This is a genomic window from Sunxiuqinia sp. (assembly GCF_055140945.1).
In genome coordinates this window covers 73,035-95,378 of record NZ_JBSQYS010000017.1, presented here as the reverse complement: position 1 = coordinate 95,378, position 22,344 = coordinate 73,035, and the positions used below count along the sequence as shown (strand labels likewise).

The following is a 22,344-nucleotide window of genomic DNA, read 5'->3' as shown; positions in this document are numbered from 1 at the left end:
ACGAAGGGCATTAATCAGTTCAACTTCATTAAGAGTGGCATAATCAACCGATTTTCGAGATGGTTTATCTTCAACAGCCGGTTTTTCAGCAAGCTCTTCTTTTTGTTCTTCAGAAGTTTCTTCTACTTTTTGAACTCCCTGATCCTCTTTTTCGCTCGCAACTGGTTCTTCTTCTTTAACCTCCGGAGTTTCCTTTTCTTCGGAAACAACATCTTTTTCTTCAGCTTCTGTTTCTAAAGGTTCGGGATCATCGTTGGGCTGAACGACTTGATCCTCGATAGAAGACTCTGCCTTCTCCGCTTCTTCATCCTGATCATTTTCATCTGATGCAGTGTGATCGGGCTTTTCAGCTGAAGTTTTTTCCGTTTTATCACTTTCCTTTGCTTCAGCTTTTTCTTCAGCAACGGGAGACTCCTTTTTCTTGTCCTCAATATCAGCTTTTTTCTCTGATGGTTGCGGCTTTTCAGTATGGGTCTCCGGGGTCTTTTCAGGCGTATTAGCAGCATCCGAACTATCAGATGTTGCTTTTAACTCATCATTTGAGTTTTTCAGGTCTTCGGGTTTCATGTGTTCAAAATTTAAATTACAAAGTAATTATCAGAGATTTAGGCTCCCTGTAGATGTACGAAAATATAATATTAAGTACGAATACTCAAGGAAAACAGCAATAAAGTAAGAAAAACAAACCGTCAGAAACAACAAATGCCGTTGAAATCAACGGCATTTGTTTATTATCTTCTGAAAATCAGTTTTATCCGATTTCAATTTGGCGTTTTACCGGAACGGCTTCTTCTTTCTTCGCAATCGTAATCCGAAGCACCCCATTGTTCGCTTCAGCTTTAATTTGGTCTTGATTGAGTTTTTCAGAGAGTCTAAATTTTTTCTCAAAATTCTTCTTTTCAAACTCAATACGAGAATACCTTAATTCTTCAGCTTCTTTTTCGTCAGCCTTTGGCTCAACCCCTTCGCTTTCTATCAACAAGATATTATTCTCGACCGATAGCTTAATCTGATCTTTTGAATAACCCGGAACTAAAAGCTCCAGCGTGATATCAGTGTCGGTTTCAAAAACATTCGCTGAAGGAGTGTATTTTAACTCTTCTTTTTCGTAACGATCAGTTGCTGTTTTAGGATTGAAAAAGTCTTTTAACAGTGCATCAACTGGATTGTTGTAATAAGCCGGACGGTTAACATTTACAAGTTTCATAATTTATTTCCTCCTGAAATTTAATTGTTTGTATTTTTAATTGTTTTTAAAATTATTGTTTCTGACCCTCCATTTTCAACTTCCATTCCAAGAAAAGAAATAAGACAAAAAAACCATTACCCAACCATTGAGCATGTCATTGTTTCCGGATTAGGCTACATTGAAATGCCGTATTGGCATCTTATCTAAATTAATGGATATATTTCTGGCTTTTTATTCCTATTCAAATTGCAAAAACTTGTTACTTTTGCAGCACAAATTTCACAACCATGCGCATCGATATTTTAACAGTTGTTCCTGAATTATTGGAAAGTCCGTTTAACCACTCCATCATCAAAAGAGGTCGAGACAAAGGAATGGTAGAAATTTACGTGCACAACATTCGTGATTTTTCAACCGACAAACACAAAAAAACTGACGACTATGCTTTCAGCGGTGGTGCTGGCATGGTGATGACCATTCAACCCGTTGAAGCTGCGATTGAACATTTAAAATCTCAACGGGAGTACGATGAGATCATTTACACGAGCCCCGATGGAGAGCAATTTGCACAAGGAATCGCGAATCAACTGTCACTTAAAAATAACATCATGATTCTTTGTGGGCACTACAAGGGAGTTGATCAGCGGATTCGCGATCATTTTATTACCCGGGAAATTTCAATTGGCGATTATGTACTCACAGGAGGAGAACTGGCCGCCGCTGTCATGACGGACAGCATCGTGCGCTTAATTCCTGGAGTTATTTCGGATGAAACCTCTGCCCTCACCGACTCATTCCAGGATAATTTGCTCAGCCCTCCGGTTTATACCCGACCGGCAGATTATAAAGGACTGAAAGTTCCTGACGTACTTTTGAGTGGCAATGACAAAAAAATAAACGAGTGGAAAGAGAAACAAGCTTACGACCGCACCAAAAAGCTACGTCCGGACTTACTCGATGAAAAGAATTAACCCCGTCGGCAAATGACGTTATATGGGCAGGTTCGGCATTTCCGATCATCTTCTGTTTGTTTATAAACATGATCAGCACCGAACATCTCACTCAATAGTTCATTTAAACTTTGCTGAAAGGGCTCTGCAATCTGCTGATAACTCAGGCGTTCGGCACCATAAATCACTTCGGGATGAAATTCGTCATCAAAGAAATCATCAATCTTATAAATGGCAGGCAATAAATTATTTTTTCCTGTCGATCGTTGAAAAATCTCAGAGTAAATCAGCGTTTGAAAAATTTCTTTCGGACGGCTTGATTTATCGCGCTGGTAAAACTGTTCAACACCTTTGAAATTCAACTTTAAATTGCGGCCGGTTTTATAGTCAATGATACGTGTTCCGCCATCCGTTTCATCAATCCGGTCGATTGTTCCACCAAGCAAAATTTGCTTTTCACCCTCAGGCAAGTCAATGTTAAAGGGGGCTTCGTACTGGCCCTCCAATGCAACAACCTTAAAGGGAGCAAACGCCAAATCGTTCTTCAACAATTGTGTTAAGTATGTTTCCAGATGATCTTTCACCAAAATATTTTTGCCCGATATTTTAATTTCATTCAGGTCTTTGTCTTTATAATACTCCTTTGCAAAAGCAGCTTTCACCACCTGCTCCAACTTGTGTTTATTTAGCAACAGGGCTTTTATATGATCTTTTTGCACTTCAGTGCCAATAAAATCGGCGTACAGCAACTCCATGGCATAGTGAAATAAGTTCCCAAACAGCCGTGGATCAACGTCTTCCGACACTTCCTCCGATTCCTTAATAAATGCAATGTGTTTGAAATAGAACTTTAACTTGCAATCCAAATAGGTATTTAGCGCGCTGGGACTTAATCTTCTGGAACTGTAATTATCCAATAGCTTTTGCTGATGTTCTTTGGTGGCAGAAACCGATATCGGCGCATTTTCAGACGATTTAAAGTTGAAGTCGAAGTAAAACTCTTTAGGGCGAACCTCTGAATCATATTTTAGTTGAAATAAATAGCGGCTCATTTCTCCCGAATTTAACCCATCGCTAGCCGAATTATAAACCAGCACTACTTCTTCAGCACGATGCAGCAACCGATAGAAATAATAGGCGTACATGGCATCGTGTTCTTCGTAGGCGGGCAAACCAAATGCTTTTCGCAAATGATATGGGATAAACGAATGAACGGGCGTAGACTTGGGCATTTTGCCTTCGTTGACCGAAAAGAGCACCACTTTCTTAAAATCCAGAATCCGAGTTTCCAGAAAACCCATCACCTGCAATCCGGTTAAAGGTTCGCCTTCAAAAGGAATGGATACCCGCTGCAAATGCTGAATAAGCAGCCGAAAAAATAATGCAAGAGACAACTTGCCGGTGCTCAGTTTTTCTAATGTGTCGCTCAGCCGCTGAATAGCCAGGTAGGCCTGATACAAATACTCCCCTTCCAGGTTTACAGGAGCATCTTCGTGGCTGGCAAATTGCAATCCGAGCTGCCGAATAACGGCCATCACATATTCAGCACAAGATTTCCAATCCGGCTGAGGTGTGAATATCAAGCGAAGCAATTCGTTCTGTACCAAATCACTTTGACGGACGTGGATCTTGTTTTTGCTCAAAATTTCGACAACCAAGGCTTTGGTTTCGGTGCTGGATATTAATTGATGTTTCAATAAAGCCAATACCGGCCGATGATAAAAAGCAATATGACCATCAAGCTTTCGGATATTTTTTTGTAAATCGATCAGCAAAGAGATTAAGCTGTAAACAGGCGTATCCTGCAAGGCGTAACCCATGGTGATGTTGATTTGCTTAAACTGCGAACCGGCAGCAGAAATAACAGGCACCAGCAAGCTTTCGTCTGATAAAACCAAGGCTGTATCATCAAAACGATCAGCTTTAATTTCATTTTCGAACAACTCCTTATAATTAATCACCTGCGCTTGAGCCACCTGACCGGGAACAGAAACCAAGGTTATTTTCTGCTCTTTTTGCTCTCCGGCATCCAGCTCAAAATGCTTGGGGGCTGGGAATTCAATCCGATTGCGACGGATAAAAAGCCCGGCCTCCATGATCGGATCGTTTAAAAACTGTTCGTCGTAATCCCAAAAGAACAACGCCTTTTCAGCTGTCTGAAAGAAGTTAAACAGCTTGTTTTCACATTTATTCAGGGCATTGAAACCGACAAAAACAAATTGATCGGCATTCAGTTTTTCTATTTTTCCCGCTGTCAAGCCTTCAATCAATTTACGATAAACCAAGCCTGTGTAACCGGCATTCTCCGTCAACAACTCGTTTCGAAAACGCTGATAAATAGCCGGCAGCTTGTTCCACATGGCCATAAATTTATCCTTATTCTCCGATCCGCTTGCTTTCCCAATATTTCCCCAAAATGCTTCAATCGCTTTCTTCTGCTCTGCACTTAAATAATCAAACCGCGTCTCAACTTCTTTTATATCTTTTATATTCTGAAACAGATCACTGGCATCCAATTGATATTTGTCGATATCATTGAAGTCGTTAAGTAGAATTTCGCCCCAAAAGAAAAAATCATCCAAGGACTCATCATGCCCTGTTTCGCTGACATAAACCTGATGCAAATGCAAAATCAGGCTAATCTGGTCTGATATTTGCATTCCCGACATCCGTGCAACTAATTCGTCGATGGTTATTGTTTCGGGTCCAATAATGGGTGATTTTACCAGTTCGTTTAAATAGGCGTTAAAAAACACACTGGCGCGCCGACTTGGAAAAACCAACGCAATGCGATTTAATTCATCGCCAAAAGTACGATACAAATATTGAGCAACCTGAGTTAAAAAAGGGGTCATGAAAAATATTTTTGATAAAGATAATACTTAAATTAAGGGCCTTGTAAAAAGAGTTATCAACGTTCAAAATAAATCAATAAAAAATGAAAACAATACATACAAAGATTAATCCGATGAAAACATTTTTTTTATTCTTTGCCCTGGCACTGGTCTCAACATCAGGCATGGCACAAAGCGAGCTAAACCCATTAAATTCGACCCCGTATATTGAAGTTACCGGAGAAGGTGAAATGGAAGTTATTCCTGATCAAATTTTCCTGCGCTTCACGCTAAAAGAACGCTACGATGGCAAGAAAAAATTCAATATCGAGGATCTGGAAAAGAAAATGAAACAACACCTGAAGGTGAATGATTTTGACTTGAGCAAGCTGTCGCTGGCTGATGCTGACGCTGATTATGTAACAATCAAGCGGAAAAACAAAGACGTACTCGCTTCGAAAGACTATGTGCTTGAAGTAGGCACAACCAACGAATTGGCCGACACGTGGGAGATTTTGGATGAAATTGATGTCTTGAATGCATACATCGAGCGTGTTGACCACACAAAAATGGAAGCATTCAAAAAAGAAGTAAAAATAAAAGCAATACAAGCAGCGAAAGACAAAGCCGGCTATTTACTGGAAGCGGTTGGACAAAATGTGGGATCTGCTTTATTCATTCAGGAACGGGAGAATTATGGACAACCCTATGCCAAAAACATCAGAGTGAGAGGAATGGCTGAGCTACAGGATGTAGCCACAACCGAAGCATCAGAACCTGTAATATCATTTCAGAAAATAAAACTGACTTACAAAGTTTTTGCACGATTTGCGATCAACTAGCACACAAATAAAAACACACCGAGCAGGTTTTTCCCAGACTCGGAAGAAGGAATTGCGAACAAAGACAGTAAAGGTCAAATTTGAATCTCAATTTGCCAGATACAACAAGGCGTTGAGCAACAGCTTTCGATAATTGGGATTTTCATAACTTGATTTGCCATGACCAGGTTGCATATAAATAATTCTTGATGATCGATATGTATGCTCCCAGCCTATGATTTTCGTACTCTCTGGATGATTGGTTCCTAATAGTGGGGTTACTTCGGGCGACACCCAGGTGTTTCCGTATACTTCATCAAACAAGGAAAAATCTGTCAACCCAGCAGTAATCGGATGCGCAGTGGCTAGCAACTGTACGGAAATGTCGGTGTCGTGTAAATAAGTGGAAAAACCATTTGCCGGCGTTTTCGTGTATCTTTTAGAGTCATAATACCGGCCGCCCAAGATATTTTGAAACTCACCCCAAGCTTGATAAGAAACAAGCGCATGATGCAGGAAGAGCATCGGCTTACCCTTTTCAAGTAATTGTAAAAATGCGATCTGCTCGTCTTTCGATATTTCCTGAAACATGTCATAAAATACCAATACGTCATATTTTTCCAGGCCATTTTCTAGCATCACCTTATTCGCTTTGGGCTGAGCAAGTTCCTCCCAAGCTATTTGCTCCATCGAATCAAATAGTTCCGCAAAAGCCTCCCTATCGAAATCATGACCTCCGGTCACCACCAAAACTTGAATTTTCTGACTAAAACCAGTCAAGCTAGTCAGCAAAAGCACACCAACCATTACTATTTTGTTCATGGTACGACTAAAAAAATTAGGATGAAATCTGAAATCGCAAAAAACACCCCACATGAAATCCAAGGTCATTAAATTGAATTTTCCGATCCGTTTCATCATTAGTTTTAGTTTATTCGGACTCAAAAGTAAAAAAAATGAGTTTTAGGATTATTCTAATTAATGCGTTATAAAACACTTTTCATTTTTATCCGTCAGGAAATGAATCAAAAGGAAAGAGCCACGTCCTTAGGGTATTTGCATGTTAAAAGCATACTAAAACGTTCAATATTCTCCATCAATAATTCTTATCAAACTACAAAAAGTTGAATTCGGAAAGTCTATGACCATGCTCTGAGAACGCGGGTTTTCAATTTCCATCAGATTTTACTTTGATTACGCAACTATTTTCACAAAATTGGTCTCTATTATTATTGATACCTGAAATCAGAATCCACATTGAATGACAAAAGAAAGAAAACAGATAGTGAAACACCTGATTAAATGGACACTGCTTGCTTTGTTCGCTTTGATTGTTGTTTTTATTATACTCTCGTTTTTCTTTGCTGAAACACTGATAAAAGATGAATTAGAAAAGCAATTCGCAAAAAAAACGAATGGCGCATACTCACTGAGCTTTGAAGATTTGTCGGTTGACATCTTCAGCCAAAGCCTATCGATTTCACATATCGGTATTCATGATAATAATTCATCGAAAGCTGAATATTTAATAAAGGCTGATTTAATAAAAATAAATAAGGTGCGGCTTTATAAATTATTAGCTAAAAGAAAACTGAAGATTAGAAAACTAAAGATTGAATCGCCTTCATGGGAACTAAAAACAGATACGCTTCAACAAGAAAAGTCGGAAGATCCATTTGCATTTATCCAAAAAATCTCACCGCTTTTTAACAGGTACTTAAGAACAATTTCGATTGAAGAAATTGAGCTTTCGAATGCAGGATTCCTCACCGGTCAACTTCCCATAAACTCGGCAAACAGGTTGACTAACCTGAATTTTAATATCGGAATTTCAAATTTTTACACTGATTCTGTTCACATTAATAGCGAGAAGGATTTTTTTAAAGCTGATGATGTCTACTTTGGTATTGACAATTACCAAAAATCGTTGCCCGACAGCATTCACGAACTGTCTATTCAAAAGATACAATATTCGCTAAAAAATAAAGATATCGTTGGAACTGATATTCAACTTACCCCGGTTGATTCAAGCCAGGTAAAAGGAACACGCTATCATGTTGAAGTTCCAGAGATCAAAATCAAGTCTAATCAATTAAGAGAAATTTTTCAGAATGACAGTGTTCAGATTGATTCGCTATTTTTGATAGATGCACAAATACAAGTATTTCCATTAGAGGGTGCACCAGAGATTAACCTGAAAAAAATTAAAGAGTTTGATTTGTATCAACTCGTAAAAGGCGAAATCGGGCAACTGAAGATAAACCACTTGTCGATGAACGCCGAAAAGCTTAAAATTGAGCGAAAGAAGGAAAACAAAACCGGAATTCAGGAATTCTATGACCTTGACGTTCAATTGGACAGCTTGCTGCTTAGCGAAGATTCGTACACCGATCCGAACAGAATTCTATATTCCACAAACCTATACTTAGAGATTGATAATTACTATTTGCTGATGAATGATGAAATCCATCGATTCGACGCAACAAGTATCATCGTGTGCAGCGAAAATAGCTTTTTAAGTGCCGACCACCTGCAGCTAAAACCAAACCAAAATCCGTCAACCGAAATGACGACAGTTGACATGGAATGTGATAGCATCCGACTAATTGACATCGACCTGAAAAAATTATTTCACAAGCGGGAAATGCCGCTGCAATCAATTTTAGCCTATCGGCCAACATTAATAATTAACAAGGGCGATACCAAACGCAAGACTCAAAAAGAAACAAACAGCCTGCTTTATTTTTTCATCCGTAACTACATTAAGGGTATCTATGCCAACTTGGTTGAATTCGACCAGGGAAAATTCACCATTAACGCCGAAGACAATCCGCAGCAGTCCGGCGTAATCTCATCAGATTTTTCGTTTAGGTTAACCGATTTCTCGCTGGATTCAACAAGTGCAAACAGAACCGACAAACTATTTTTTGCAACGAACATTGATTTAAATTTTTCGAACTACGAAATGAAGCTGGTGGATCAAATCCACCGATTAAAAATTGAGCAGATCAATGTGTCAACCTATCAAAACAGAGCGACTATTCGGAATCTGGAATTGTCGCCCGACAAACCTGAGATGAACGCCCGATTACTCAAAAAACTAAACCGCTCACAGATTTATGATATTCGTGTTCCCTACATGCGCTTGAACAACACAAATATTCACCAGGCATTTTTCAATAAAAAACTACGAATCAATCGTTTCTCTATCGTTGAACCCAACATTTACCTGGAAGTTTTTTCGAGACCAGAAAAACAGAGCGAAAACAAATACTCGTCTCAAGAATTCTACGATCTGTTAAGTAACTATATTGAGAATATTTCGATAAAAAAAATTACGACTACCAACGGTAATATTCAGCTAATTGCGCATAGCAAGAAAGGAAAGACGATTTCGTTCAATAATAAATTTAGTCTTGAACTTGAGAACTTTGCTTTAAGCGAAGTCGAGATCAAAAAGCATAAACTGTTATTTGCCGATGACTTTGAATTGAAAATTGAAGATCATCTTTTTCAATTATCAGACGATGTGCACTACCTGCAAGCCACAGAAATCAACATATCTTCAAAGCAATCAGAAATATTTATTCGAAATGCGATCCTGTACCCCGACATAACGAGCAAAACCAAGGGAGATCTTCCTGTGCATTTTCATATCAACATCCCCGAAATTAAGCTTCGAGGAGTTGACTTGGAAGAAGCCTATTTTAAACAGCGGCTAGCTGTCGACCAATTTGTAATACAAAAGCCAGTAATTGATTTATACCGTACAAGGGGAGCTAAAAGTCAGGTGAATTTTGACAAAGTTGCTGTTCCATTACCAAAAGAAATGCACACGCTTGTCATCAAAAATTTTGATTTAAGTAATGGTCAAATCAATGTCATTGAAACTGATCAGCTTTCCGAAAAGAAAATACTCACAGCCAGCATATCGATGCAGGGAACCAACAATAGCTTAATCAGTCCGGGCGCCAACAAGCCTGCGAACTTCAATTCTGATAATATTTCAACAACACTCAATCAAATTACATTTAAGCCACAAAAAGGGACCGTTAACTTTACAGCAGGACAAGTAAAATTCTCGACTCACAGCCAACAGCTGGAAGTGTTAAATTTGTTATTAAGAAACAGATCTGCATTAAAAAATCGAGGGTTTCAGCAACTACTCGTTCCCAAACTGGTATTCGAACAACTGGATATTGAGCAAGTTATAAACAACAAAAATCTTCATTTTAAATCTATTGTGGCTGAAAATCCGGTTATGACAATCAATTCAGATAAAACCAGTCAAGATAAGCTCAATCTATATCAACTTAAAATTCCGGAAACAATCTCCCCTCTGATTAACCGAATTTCGGCACAAAATATCAAACTAAACCAAGCACAACTAATTCGGTTAATTGACGAAAAAATAAAAGACTACCCCAAAGCGCAGGTAGAACTAACTAATTTTGAATTAGACACAATAGCTTCCAACGATCTACTGGGAGCAAAATCGGTTCGGTTAAATCTACAGAATTACGCATTCACAGGTCCTGATAAATACTATAATTTTCATTTGGGAGACATCAATTTTGACAATCAAGATAATCATTTGACGATATCTGACATTCAAATTATTCCGCGATACTCGAAAGCACAATTTCAGAAAACCATTTCTTTTGAGGCTGATCATTACCAAGGGGATATTGATCGGTTAACCATGCGAAACATTGACCTGAAAAGGTGGTATAACCAAGGGGAATTAGCGGCTTCATCGATTATAGCCAGCGGAGGACAACTTTCAATCTATCGGGATAAAACAACTGCAGATAATCCAAACAGCAAATCGAAACTTCCGCAGGAAATGATTAAGAACGTTGACTTACCTTTTTATTTTGATTCGATAAAGTTAGAGGACTACAACATTTATTACACCGAACAAGCAGAAGAAATGCCTTTACCCGGAAAGGTCGAATTTGAGAAGCTAAATATCAGTGCTCATCCGGTTACCAACCTACCCGATATGCTGAATTCCAATTCAACATTAACCATAAATGCAAACGGCCTACTAATGGGAAAAGCATTGTTGGAAACCACTATGAAATACAACATGCGGTCAGCTGAAAATAGATTTTCAGTAACTGGAAAGCTATCTCCTTTTGATTTAACAATTTTAAACCCAGTTGTGGAGAACACCGCAGGAGTTTCAGTGAGATCGGGACAATTAGATCGTTTTGAATTTGAATTTGAAGCAAATCAGATACACGCGCAAGGTCAGCTCCGATTTGCCTATGACAACTTAAAAGTATCGATACTCGCAACAAAAGACGGAGACACCAGAGAAGCCAAATTTGCCAGTTTTATAGCCAACAGTTTAATGCTAAAATCAAAACATCCGCGAAACCGAATTTTACTACCTGACGAAATTAGTTTTAATCGTGATCCTCAAAAATCGATTGTGAATTATTGGTGGAAATCAATCTTCAGTGGAGCCAAAAATACGTTTGGTATAAAAGAATGAAAAATAAGCTGAGTTTCCATTTTAGTTTGGTCTAAAAAAACTATTTTTACGTGCCATTTGACTAAATAATCTTACCCTAAAATTATACGGTGCAAAAAATAACGACATATTTTATTCTGAGTTTCTTATTATTCACAGTTAGTTATGCGCTAGGTCAAGCGTCTTCAAAAAAAATATTAGTCATTTATTCATACGATGCCACTTTTCATATTTATCAAAAATCAGTGAAAGCTTTGCATGATGTATTTCCGCAGTCAGACAATATTATTGATATTGAATTTCTCGATTCAAAGCGCTATCCCAATAGACAACTAAATACCAGCACCTATGAACAGATTCAGATAAAGCAAAAGGAACATCGTAATTACGACATAGTAATTGCCTGTAACGACAACGCTTTCGAATTTTGTTTGGAGTATCAAACAACGTTATTCCCGGAAATACCCATTGTTTTTTGGGGTGTAAATGATTTAGAGAAAGCATTCGACCAAGATCAAAACGAATGGGTAACAGGCATTGCTCAAAATATTTCTCTCGAAAAAACCTTGCGATTAGTGCAGAAACTACATCCAGAAAGAAATTACCTTCACATGATTACTGATAGTACAACAACCGCTATTGCCGATTTTAAAGTTTTTGAAAAAGCGATTTCCTTATTTCCGACCCTGAATTACGAAACAATAAATGCCAGCAATTACACACGAGAAGAATACCGACAAAAAATCCAACAAATTCCTTCCAATCAAATAATCTTTCTACTGGCCTCTTATCGACTTAAGGACGACTACCTATCTCTTGACCAGATCGCAGAATTGTTATCAACCAATTCGAATAGTCCAATTTACTATGCCTATGATATAGGGGTTGGAAGTGGATACATCGCAGGAACAGCAATCTGTTATTATGAACAAATGTATTCAGCCTGTTTAATCGCAAAACAAATACTGAACGGCACCCCTCTTCAGTCCATAAGAGTAAGATTAGATGTGTCATCAAACAGCATTGTTGATTACAACTTGGTTAAAAAGTTTCACATCAACCCGGAGCTAATTCCTGAATCTGCAATTGTTTTAAATGATCCGAATCGGGAAATCGAAATCTCGACGCATGAATTCTACGAAATATCCAGCGTTATTGTCGGGGTGTTCGTTATTCTTTCTCTTGCTATCTTTTTTATCAATTTAAAACGAAAACGAGAGAAACGCTATCGAATTTTTGCAGAAAACTACTTAAATATTTTTAATGAGAACCATTCGATGATGCTGCTCATTGATGCCAAGTCGCAGGTAATAAAAAATGCGAATAAGGCAGCTGCCAGATTTTACGGCTATTCGCAAACCCAGTTAAAAGGACTGAATTTTAGTGAATTATGTCAGTTACCACAAATCGATCTTGACGCATTTTTTACTCAGTCAGAAAAACAGAATAGTCATTTTGAACAAAAGCATTTGCTAAAAAGCGGACAAATAAAAGATGTTGAGATTCATAGTGGAAAGATTAACATCGATAAAGGTATTTACATTTATGCAATTGTACATGATATTTCGAAACGAATAAAAGCTGAACAAGAATTGATTGATGCAAAAAGGAGAGCAGAGGAAAGCGATCGACTGAAATCTTCATTTTTAGCGAATATGAGTCATGAAATTAGAACTCCGATGAATAGCATTCTTGGCTTTTCGTCGCTATTGGAGGTAGATGATATGGAATTGCCCACACGCAAAGAGTATATCCGGCATATTAACAATAGCGGAGAGCACTTATTGACACTAATCAACGACATTATTGACTTGAGTAAGATTGAGGCCAATCAACTGAAAATTTATAAAACCAACTGCAAAATCAACTTCTTAATGGATGATTTGCAGGTCATGATTAAAAGTCAATTAGAACGTGCCGGAAAAGATATACAGCTGAAACTCGACAAGGGGATTAAAGACAATAGCTTCAATATCAAAACTGATGAAGTCCGGCTGAAGCAAATCTTAATCAACCTACTAAGCAACGCCATAAAATTCACAGAATCAGGCCACATTGAATTTGGCTACAAATATCGCGAGGACAGTGTCTTACAGTTTTTTGTAAAAGACTCGGGGATCGGCATCCATCCTGATAAACAAAAAGACATCTTTTCAGCCTTTAAGCAAGTTGAAGAGTATTCGTCACGCACCTATGGAGGAAATGGTCTTGGATTGTCAATCACCAAATCGCTGGTCGAAAAATTGGGTGGTCATATTTGGGTCATGTCCGAACCAGGTCAGGGGTCGCGTTTCTACTTCACTCTTCCGGCTGAAAACAACCAGCTTGAACTGTAAATTAATACTCGTTGGTCGGTTTTATCTTTTTCACGCGATAAGGCTTTTTATCCTGTCCTTCATAATATGTTCTCATTAGTATTTCAGCCATAATACCAATGGTAATAAACTGAATACCTCCCATTACCAGGATCATTCCAAGAATAAGAATTGGTTTCCCCCAAATGTCGTGACCAAATATTTTCAACATCAGCAAATAAAAATTGATCAGAAAACCCAGTCCTAAGGTTACAATACCAATTCCTCCAAAGAAGTGCATCGGTCGTTGCATGTACTTTTTTAAGAAAACCATCAAAATCAAATCACTAAAAACACGGGTTGTGCGACTCAAGTTATACTTTGATTTTCCGAACTCGCGAGCCCGGTGGTTGACATCAACCTGAGTTAATTTTGTCGAACCTTCCAAGGCTAACAACGCCGGAATAAAACGATGAAGCTCACCGTAAATGTGGATGCTTTTAATAGATTCGTTTGTAAACACCTTCAACGTACAGCCAAGGTCTTTCATTCGAATCCCTGTAGCCTCGCGGATTAAATAGTTCGCAATTTTACTTGGTATTTTTCGCAAGAACGCGCCATCTTTGCGGTTGGCTCGAACACCGGCAACCATGTCCCACGATTCGTCTTTTGCCATTTTCATCATCATCGGAATATCTGCCGGATCATTTTGCAAATCTCCATCAATCAACGCCACATACTCACCAGAAGCTGCATCAATGCCAGCCTGTAATGCCGAACTTTGGCCATAATTCTTCTTCAATTCCAGAAGGAAAAAACGCTCATCATTAATCGCTTTAATTTCTTCCCGTGTTCGGTCGGTTGATCCATCATCTACAAAAATGGCTTCGAAATCAATATCTTTGAGGGCGGCTTTTATTTGTACGCTAAGTGGTTTGATGTTCAACTCTTCGTTGTAAACACAAATGACCAAACTTAATTGCTTCATGATTCTCTGTTTAAGGATATTTTGCCTAAAATTTCGTTATTTAGCGGTGCGAAATTAAGAAAAAGGCTGAAAGTAATCTAATACAATTATCATTAAATAGCAATTTTAGCTCATGCTCAAACGATTAAATAATCCCACCCTTTACCCATGGTTCATCTTTATTTTTGCGATGGGTATTTATACGATCAATCTGGGGGGCAGCAGCATCTATATTTTGGATGAAGCCAAAAATGCCACCTGTGCGTCCGAAATGTTTGAACGTGGCGATTGGATTGTACCAACTTTTAATCAAGAATTGAGAACAGACAAACCTCCCCTACACTACTTTTTTATGATGCTGAGTTATTCTGTTTTCGGAGTAAATGCATTTGCTGCCCGTTTTTTTTCTGCGCTGTTTGGTGCACTCACTATTTTAATCAGTTTTTTATTTGTTCGGAAGTTTCATTCTGAAAAACTCGCTCTATGGACCAGCTTTATCTTGCTGGCCTCTATTCACCTCAGTATTCAATTTCATTTGGCCGTTCCTGACCCGTACCTGATCTTTTTCTTTACGGCAAGTATCTTTAGTTTTTATGCCGCTATTAAAGAGAAAAGAACAATTTATTTGATTCTGCTCTATGTTTCTGTCGGATTAGGCACTTTGTCAAAAGGACCGGTTGCTATTGGTTTGCCCGGCTTAATCTTTCTTTTATTCCTGATTTTCAGTAAACGTTTTAACTGGAAAGCGATTAAACAACTGAAACCTTTTTTAGGTGCTTTAATTGTTGTGGCTATTGCTTTGCCCTGGTATGTTCTGGTTCATCTAAAAACGAACGGACAATGGACTGAGGGGTTCTTTTTCAAACACAACCTGGGACGTTTCTCAAGTGAAATGGAAGGTCATGGAGGTATTTTTTTAATCACCATCTTGTTTGTTTTAATTGGTCTTTTCCCCTTTTCAGTATTTATTGTTCAAGCATTAAAAAACGCATTTAACAATCGAAAAAATCACTTCGTATTGATTAACCTGGTTGCAGGGCTAACAATCGTAACTTTCTTTGCCATATCGAGAACCAAACTTCCCAACTATACTGTTCCGGCATATCCTTACTTTGCAATTTTAATTGGGCTTTGGTTAAGCAATATCGATTTGCAAAAAGCAAAGCCAAAAGTCAGTTTAATTGTACTTCTGGCGATCGGAGTTATTCTGATTCCAGCACTGTATTTTGGTATTAAGTTCGATCCGGCACTGGCTCATCTTAACTATTTGGCTTTGTATTTTCTACCCATCCCCGTAGGCTTTATTATTGCCTATGTTCTATACCACAAAGGTCGATTGAGGCAATCGCTTCAAACAACTGGCCTTGCAACTATTTTAGGTAGCTTGTGTTTTATGGTTTTCGTTTTTCCGAGAATTGATGGGGAAAATCCGGTAGCTCAAAGCCTTCATTTGCTAGCAGGAAAGGAAGTTCGTTATTTCGAAAAATTCAATCCTTCCTATTCGTTCTATTTGCAAAAAGAACTCACGGAAATTAAACCCGACCAATTCAATAGTTTTTTTGAAGAGAATCCGGAAGGCTTAATTATTTCAACAAAAAGAAGGCTTGAAGATGTGCAACTTCCCTCGAATGCTGAAATTTCCTTCTCGGCGAGAGATATTTTCGAAACACCTACAACGGTTTTAATTACACGAAAAAACAACTAGAATATCCGTAAGTTTATCGAATGTCATTTAGTTGTTGTGAAACGATCAATGGCAATACGATGAAACAATTGACGGCTTTGAAGAAGTAGATACTGATGCAGCAATAACGATCAATAAACCGACTACCCTCTACTTAAATTGAATCTGATAGACTGGTTTGTCAAACCATGAGAATCGGTGCAAACGAAGCAATCCATTCAGGACTAAAATAGCTAAAAAAGTGCTAATTATACCAAAAACAGATCCTACGTAAACATCAAGAAAAAAGTGCTGAAGAAGATAAATACGCGAAAAACCAACCACCAGCGCAATCAGAAAAAATAGTATTCCAACCGTCTTTTTTCCAAACATAATTGCTAAGACGCTCATAACCGAAAAAATTGTCATGGTGTGACCTGAAGGAAAGCTAAAATGGTAATTCAACTCGGCAGTATAAATGAAGCGTTGAAAATCGTCGTAATAGAAGTAGTTAAATGGACGCATCCGTTCGGAAAATACTTGTCTCTTTAAAACATTCGTGAAAATTCCGACAAATCCGAGACTAATTAGACCGGTCAGCCCGGCACGAACCTTCCAGAATAGCAAAGCAACCATTAACGAAGCAGCAAAAACACCTGATCCCAAGTCGGTTATCAACCCAACCAAACGATCAAACTCTTCTATCGAATACCGATTAACAAATAATACGACATCGCCATGTTTCGTGCTTGCAAGCACCCAAATGCCAATCAGTAAAAATCCTACACATGCCCATAAAAACGCAACAATTCCTGAATTTGCAAACAGATTTTTAAAAGATCTTTTTATTTCCATCGCCATAAGTAAGCCAGTTTTATGGTTTGATATTCGTAATCCTGAATTCCTTTAATATATTCAAATTTGATGGCATTTTTTTTGATATTTCGCTTTAACGACAGCGTATAAATCATCGGCTGATCCCGTTCATTCTTATAACCGGAGTACCCGCTTAAGGAATTGGAAAGCTCCCAATTATCATTTTCCAGTTGGATCCCAAGACTATACATAAATGCATCATTCTGCAAATTATCTAAATCATTGGTTTGCCAAGAATAAAAGCCAAAGCTCCAGAAAGGCAATCCCCGTAAATTCCCAATGAATTCGGGAATCTCCTTTGAAAAACTCAGATCAAAATAGTAGCCCGGACTATCGGAGTAACGTGCAGCATCGAACCGACCACCGGAAGCTGTTTTTCCGGCCATGCGAAGCATCGTATTCGGAAATTTCCGTCCTTTCACCAACTGCACATAGGTCGCAAAATACAGATCTCCAACAGCAAGTCCTTCCCCATCCCGATCACGGGCCGCACGCTCATCTCTAATCGAGTCAGACATGGAATAGTGTTCCACTATAACACCATACAGTTCTATCGCAATTTTATCTGAAAATGGAAAATAAAATTGTCCTGAGAGGTTTTGCGTTTGATCTCCGGTTCTGATATGAAAATCACTGCTAAGCTCAATGGTTTTGTTTTGTTCGACTATGCCTTTTGCAACCTCCGGAACCGGCAATGCATTGGGACCAAGAAACCCCGGACTGACTGTAATAAAGCTACGCCAATTAGGCATTCCGGCCTCCCAGCCATGCAAATCGTTCCACCATCCCCAATCTTCCTGAGCATGAGATAAACTGTAACTAAACAACAATATAAAACAAAAAATTAGTCGTTTCATTCGCATTGAATCAACGAGAAGCTAAAAATGAAAGCCCAACGTTTATTTATGATGCCAAAGATAAACAGGCAAATCGAATCGATAAGTAAAAGACAAAAAAAAACTCCTCGAGCGGGAGTTTTTTTAAATTATTATAAATTTAATTTCTTTCTTATACTTTTAGGAATCGCATCCTTATGCACCATAATGCTCATGGTCTTATAACCGATATAAGGTTTCGATGCAAAAAAGAAACCATCGTAGTCATTGTATTCTCCCCACGAGTTCTTTACCTTATAATAACTGGTTCCGTTTTGATCTTTTGCCTTACCAACAATTAGCATCCCATGATCATCAGTCGTGGAATAGTTATCGAAAGCCTCTTGCCGAATTTCCTGAGTTATTTCCTTTTCAGGACCTGGTTTTTCTAACTTATATATTTCTTCAACTTTTTCTTTTTCCGATAGATTTTCCCACTTCGCAATTTCAGCATCATCAAAGTATACATCTTTCTCAGGAGTCATATTGCCTCGCTGCCTGTTCTTGGTCAGATTACTGACCGCTGTATCTGCAGACGCTACCAACTCTTGCTCTTTCGTTTCAATCCAATCTACATCGGGAACAACAGCCACCCCCTTCTTGGAAGTACTAAATCCTTTTTCACTTACATCGGCTGCCCAGGCAACAGTATATCCAATTTCAATTGCATTGTCAATAATGGCTTGTAAATCATTCAAGGGCACGTTGTATACCTTATCCCACATCCAATTATCAGGAACCTCAATAATAAACTCAGAATAGTAAGGATGGTGAGAATATGAGCTAATTTCAACATAGTCATCCATATCAAGCCCCACATACTCCTGAGCAAAACTCATGGGTGTATAGGTATTTCCTTCGTATTCAAAAGTTGTTGGAATTTCACCCAGATATGAATCCAATGTTCCTCGGATTGATTCTCGCCAGGCCATACTTAACTTCTTATTTTTATTTTCAATAACACCCTCAACCTGACTTTTCAATAGCCGATCCATCTCGCCATGTACATGCTTGGGCTCGCCGTAGTTCAGGCCATCGTAAACTGTTTCAGGTACAATTCCATAGTTTTTAATCACGTGAGTGACATCATGAAACGCACCCCCTGCAGAAAAATTTAAATTCCCATGTAGGCGAACATATTTCATGGCCTTTTCATCGTAGGTATGCCACACGATAAACATCTCGGAAAGATCAACACTTGGAACGCCTTTTCTTATCATTTCAGCTTCGAGAAAACCTAAACCTGAAAATGACCAACATGTACCGGATCTAAATTGATCCTTCACTGACGTCGTTGGAATTTCTTTTACTATAGAAAAATGATAACCTTCTTTCTTCCCCTTCTCCTGGGCGCTAACCATCTCTACAAAAAGTACAACAACTAGTGTCAGCACCACATTCAATCTAATTCTATTCATAAGTATTTTAAAATATGATCTATAATGGTTTCCAAAGATAATAAAAGATCAATTTACTGTTAAGTGATGATCGTCAACCAGCCTGTTAAAATTAGTTAATAATAACAAATACAATTGAATGGACAAAAAGAAACCCCACAGCTAAACACCTACACAACTGATCTTTAAACAGAAATGTAAGCGTTTGTAGTTTTTTAATGAGAGTGATGATAGAATTAAGAATGAATAGCTAATTTATAAAGAATTCAAATACGACTAGCCTTTGCCTGAACTTCAATAAATAGAAACTGAGCAGCATGGCATGAGTCAGGAAACAGGATTAACAAATGAGCCCGTTATTTTTAACAAACCACCCATTCATTTAACAAATCGCTCCTAACTTTAGGAATCAGATATCATACTAATTATTTCAATTTGAAGTAATTTTGCTTTCATCGAATCGCATGGAAAAACTAAACCAACAATGAAAAAATTCAAATACTACTTTAACGGCCTGATACTACTATTTCTTTTTATTTCGTGTCAATCAGTTGACAAAACACCAAGGGAAATCATCCGATTTACAACAAACTGGAAATTCACACTTTCGGATAATCAAATCTATAAAAGCCGCGATTACATTGACAACCAGTGGCGGTCTCTAAATCTACCTCACGACTGGAGTATTGAAGGTGAATTTAGCGAAGATAATTCGGCAACTCCCGGAGGTGGAGCACTGCCAGGAGGAATAGCCTGGTACCGAAAAACATTTGATGCAGATGCTGCCGATAGCACTAAAAAGTTTTATATCGATTTCGATGGCGTGTACATGAACAGCGAAGTTTATTTGAATGGAAACCTGCTAGGCAAACGCCCGAATGGCTATATTTCGTTTCGATATGATTTGACGCCCTTCCTTAATTTTGGCACAAAAAACACCTTGGCAGTTCGAGTTGACAATAGCAAACAGCCCAATTCACGGTGGTATTCGGGTTCTGGCATCTATCGAAATGTATGGTTGGTCAAAACCAATGCCATTCATGTTGCTCAATGGGGAACCTATATCACAACCCCTGCTGTAACAAAAACCGAAGCTTCCATAAATATCGAAACGACCGTTGAAAACAAGAGCAAGTCCGACGCCTCCATCATTCTTATTACCCGAATTATTGATCAGCATAACAAGGAGGTTCTTCGGGAATCACGAGAGATCGAAATTCATGCGGGAGATACAAACCAGCATATCCAAAAGCTGGACATTAAAAATCCCAACCTTTGGTCAATGGAGGAACCATATCTGTATAAAGCAATTTCCGAAATTACGCAAGACGGAATACTGATCGACCAGTATGAAACAGACTTTGGAATCCGCTCTTTTGAGTTCACTGCCGACAAAGGTTTTTTCCTGAATGGAAAACCGACAAAAATACTTGGAGTCTGCAATCATCACGACTTAGGTTGTTTGGGAACTGCAATAAACAAACGAGCGCTGGAACGTCAATTGGAAATACTCAAAGAGATGGGCTGCAATGCCATCCGCACCTCGCACAATCCGCCAGCTCCCGAACTTTTGCAATTGTGCGATCAAATGGGTTTCATCGTTCAGGATGAAACATTTGATATGTGGCGAAAAAAGAAATCTCCTTACGACTATGCTCGCTATTTTCCGGATTGGCACGAAAGAGACCTAACAGACCACATCAAGCGAGACCGGAACCACGCCTCCGTCTTTATGTGGAGCATTGGCAACGAAGTATTGGAACAATGGACAGATGCGAATGCCGACACCTTGGATTTGAAAGCGGCAAACCTACTACTCAACTTTAAACGAGATACCAGTGCATTGGCGCAAAGTGGGAACGAATTAAGTGTGAACTCTCTGCTTACGCAAAAATTAGCCCGCATTGTTCGCAATCTCGATCCTACACGGCCAATTACCACAGGCAATAACGAGCCTGATCCGAACAATCATATTTATAAAGCCAACACGCTGGATTTAATTGGCTACAATTATCACGATCAGTGGTTCGACGATGTCCCAAAAAACTTTCCCGGCAAGCCTTTCATCGTCACAGAGAGTACTTCGGGATTAATGACTCGCGGCTATTACCGGATGCCGAGCGATAGCATGTTTATCTGGCCTGTTCGCTGGGACGTTCCCTTCCACGATGAATCGCAGGCCTGTTCGTCCTACGACAACTGCCATGTTCCATGGGGAACCACCCACGAGAAAAGTTGGAAAATGGTCAGAGACCGCGACTTTATTTCAGGGCTTTTTGTTTGGACCGGGTTTGATTATCTGGGAGAACCAACGCCTTACTGGTGGCCGTCGCGCAGTTCGTACTTCGGCATTATCGACTTAGCGGGTTTTCCAAAGGATGTTTACTACATGTACCAAAGCGAATGGACCGATAAAGATGTTTTGCACATTTTGCCACACTGGAATTGGGAAGAAGGCCAGAACGTCGATATCTGGGCTTACACCAATGCAGAAGAGGTCGAACTATTCCTGAATGGGAAATCATTGGGAACAAAACAAAGAGGTGCAGACAATCTTCATCTGATGTGGCGGGTTCCTTTTGAACCGGGCACGCTCAAAGCAGTCTCACGAACAGACGGTCATGTTGTGTTGGAAAAAGAAGTTAGAACAGCCGGGGAACCCACTAAAATCAAACTAACTGCTGATCGTTCACAAATAAAAGCAGATGAATACGACCTCTCTTTTATAACTGTAGAAATTTTCGACAAGGATGGAAATTTAGTTCCCAATGCTGATAATCTGGTTCATTTTAAATTGGAAGGGAATGCAGCACTTGCAGGTGTTGACAACGGCGACCAAACAAGCCATTTGTCGTTTAAAGGTTCCAAAATGAATGCTTTCCACGGTAAATGCCTGGCAGTTATTCAGGCAGGCGAACATGCTGACACCATTTCTTTAATTGCTAAATCGGAGGGATTAATCCCTGCATCAATACAAATTCAACTAATTAAGTAAG

Annotated in this window: 14 protein-coding genes; 6 read left to right on the top strand and 8 right to left on the bottom strand. The window is 38.9% G+C overall.

Features of this window, described 5'->3' with window-relative positions; genetic code table 11:
• Together ACTB00_RS10180 and ACTB00_RS10175 are read right to left on the bottom strand one after the other, a co-directional pair.
• A partial coding sequence (locus ACTB00_RS10180) for a hypothetical protein (protein WP_463299812.1) occupies window positions 1–567 on the bottom strand: 567 nt, incomplete at its 3' end.
• A gap of 184 nt (window positions 568–751) precedes the next feature.
• A complete protein-coding gene (locus ACTB00_RS10175) occupies window positions 752–1,207 on the bottom strand; it encodes an Hsp20/alpha crystallin family protein (protein WP_463299811.1) in 456 nt (151 codons plus the stop codon).
• A gap of 269 nt (window positions 1,208–1,476) precedes the next feature.
• On the opposite strand from ACTB00_RS10175, the gene trmD reads away from it, so the two are divergent.
• Entirely contained in the window at window positions 1,477–2,160 is a 684-nt protein-coding gene (gene trmD, locus ACTB00_RS10170) for a tRNA (guanosine(37)-N1)-methyltransferase TrmD (protein WP_463299810.1), read from the top strand.
• Here trmD and ACTB00_RS10165 read toward each other — a convergent pair.
• The gene (locus ACTB00_RS10165; protein WP_463299809.1) at window positions 2,157–4,994 is read right to left on the bottom strand and encodes a PD-(D/E)XK nuclease family protein; all 2,838 of its coding nucleotides are present in this window, start codon (window positions 4,992–4,994) and stop codon (window positions 2,157–2,159) included. The genes trmD and ACTB00_RS10165 overlap by 4 nt on opposite strands.
• An 83-nt stretch (window positions 4,995–5,077) precedes the next feature.
• Between ACTB00_RS10165 and ACTB00_RS10160 the strand changes: the two genes are divergently transcribed.
• Window positions 5,078–5,815, top strand: a complete 738-nt coding sequence (locus ACTB00_RS10160; RefSeq protein ID WP_463299808.1) for an SIMPL domain-containing protein — start codon at window positions 5,078–5,080, stop codon at window positions 5,813–5,815.
• A gap of 87 nt (window positions 5,816–5,902) precedes the next feature.
• Here the strand turns inward: ACTB00_RS10160 and ACTB00_RS10155 are convergent, their stop codons facing one another.
• Complete coding sequence (locus ACTB00_RS10155; RefSeq protein ID WP_463299807.1) at window positions 5,903–6,715, bottom strand: ThuA domain-containing protein; 813 nt, start codon at window positions 6,713–6,715, stop codon at window positions 5,903–5,905.
• A 340-nt stretch (window positions 6,716–7,055) separates the two neighbouring features.
• Here ACTB00_RS10155 and ACTB00_RS10150 point away from each other — a divergent pair, with 340 nt between their 5' ends.
• Window positions 7,056–11,297 carry a hypothetical protein gene (locus ACTB00_RS10150; protein WP_463299806.1) on the top strand — a complete coding sequence of 1,414 codons (4,242 nt, stop codon included), beginning with the start codon at window positions 7,056–7,058 and terminating at the stop codon, window positions 11,295–11,297.
• 89 nt (window positions 11,298–11,386) lie between these two features.
• Window positions 11,387–13,612 carry an ABC transporter substrate binding protein gene (locus tag ACTB00_RS10145; RefSeq protein ID WP_463299805.1) on the top strand — a complete coding sequence of 742 codons (2,226 nt, stop codon included), beginning with the start codon at window positions 11,387–11,389 and terminating at the stop codon, window positions 13,610–13,612.
• Between the two features lies 1 nt (window position 13,613).
• Here the strand turns inward: ACTB00_RS10145 and ACTB00_RS10140 are convergent, their stop codons facing one another.
• A complete protein-coding gene (locus tag ACTB00_RS10140) occupies window positions 13,614–14,558 on the bottom strand; it encodes a glycosyltransferase family 2 protein (RefSeq protein ID WP_463299804.1) in 945 nt (314 codons plus the stop codon).
• 112 nt (window positions 14,559–14,670) lie between these two features.
• Between ACTB00_RS10140 and ACTB00_RS10135 the strand changes: the two genes are divergently transcribed.
• A complete protein-coding gene (locus ACTB00_RS10135) occupies window positions 14,671–16,242 on the top strand; it encodes an ArnT family glycosyltransferase (RefSeq protein ID WP_463299803.1) in 1,572 nt (523 codons plus the stop codon).
• Between the two features lie 129 nt (window positions 16,243–16,371).
• Here the strand turns inward: ACTB00_RS10135 and ACTB00_RS10130 are convergent, their stop codons facing one another.
• From ACTB00_RS10130 to ACTB00_RS10120, 3 genes are all read right to left on the bottom strand, one after another.
• Window positions 16,372–17,061 carry a phosphatase PAP2 family protein gene (locus ACTB00_RS10130; protein ID WP_463299802.1) on the bottom strand — a complete coding sequence of 230 codons (690 nt, stop codon included), beginning with the start codon at window positions 17,059–17,061 and terminating at the stop codon, window positions 16,372–16,374.
• Window positions 17,046–17,933, bottom strand: a complete 888-nt coding sequence (locus ACTB00_RS10125) for a hypothetical protein (protein ID WP_463299801.1) — start codon at window positions 17,931–17,933, stop codon at window positions 17,046–17,048. Before ACTB00_RS10125 ends, ACTB00_RS10130 begins: the two co-directional genes overlap by 16 nt.
• 131 nt (window positions 17,934–18,064) lie before the next feature.
• Window positions 18,065–19,369, bottom strand: coding sequence for a C1 family peptidase (locus ACTB00_RS10120; RefSeq protein WP_463299800.1), 1,305 nt, complete (start codon window positions 19,367–19,369; stop codon window positions 18,065–18,067).
• 463 nt (window positions 19,370–19,832) lie between these two features.
• On the opposite strand from ACTB00_RS10120, the gene ACTB00_RS10115 reads away from it, so the two are divergent.
• Window positions 19,833–22,343: a glycoside hydrolase family 2 TIM barrel-domain containing protein gene (locus ACTB00_RS10115; protein WP_463299799.1), complete on the top strand. Its 2,511-nt coding sequence runs from the start codon at window positions 19,833–19,835 to the stop codon at window positions 22,341–22,343.
• Window position 22,344: the final 1 nt, after the last annotated feature.

Bases quoted from the DNA above. Each gene is read 5' to 3' on its own strand.
- ACTB00_RS10140 (WP_463299804.1), bottom strand. From the start codon at position 14,558: ATGAAGCAATTAAGTTTGGTCATTTGTGTTTACAACGAAGAGTTGAAC.
- ACTB00_RS10130 (WP_463299802.1), bottom strand. From the start codon at position 17,061: ATGGCGATGGAAATAAAAAGATCTTTTAAAAATCTGTTTGCAAATTCA.
- ACTB00_RS10165 (WP_463299809.1), bottom strand. From the start codon at position 4,994: ATGACCCCTTTTTTAACTCAGGTTGCTCAATATTTGTATCGTACTTTT.
- trmD (WP_463299810.1), top strand. From the start codon at position 1,477: ATGCGCATCGATATTTTAACAGTTGTTCCTGAATTATTGGAAAGTCCG.
- ACTB00_RS10160 (WP_463299808.1), top strand. From the start codon at position 5,078: ATGAAAACAATACATACAAAGATTAATCCGATGAAAACATTTTTTTTA.
- ACTB00_RS10115 (WP_463299799.1), top strand. From the start codon at position 19,833: ATGAAAAAATTCAAATACTACTTTAACGGCCTGATACTACTATTTCTT.
- ACTB00_RS10120 (WP_463299800.1), bottom strand. From the start codon at position 19,369: ATGAATAGAATTAGATTGAATGTGGTGCTGACACTAGTTGTTGTACTT.
- ACTB00_RS10150 (WP_463299806.1), top strand. From the start codon at position 7,056: ATGACAAAAGAAAGAAAACAGATAGTGAAACACCTGATTAAATGGACA.
- ACTB00_RS10135 (WP_463299803.1), top strand. From the start codon at position 14,671: ATGCTCAAACGATTAAATAATCCCACCCTTTACCCATGGTTCATCTTT.
- ACTB00_RS10155 (WP_463299807.1), bottom strand. From the start codon at position 6,715: ATGATGAAACGGATCGGAAAATTCAATTTAATGACCTTGGATTTCATG.
- ACTB00_RS10175 (WP_463299811.1), bottom strand. From the start codon at position 1,207: ATGAAACTTGTAAATGTTAACCGTCCGGCTTATTACAACAATCCAGTT.
- ACTB00_RS10125 (WP_463299801.1), bottom strand. From the start codon at position 17,933: ATGAAACGACTAATTTTTTGTTTTATATTGTTGTTTAGTTACAGTTTA.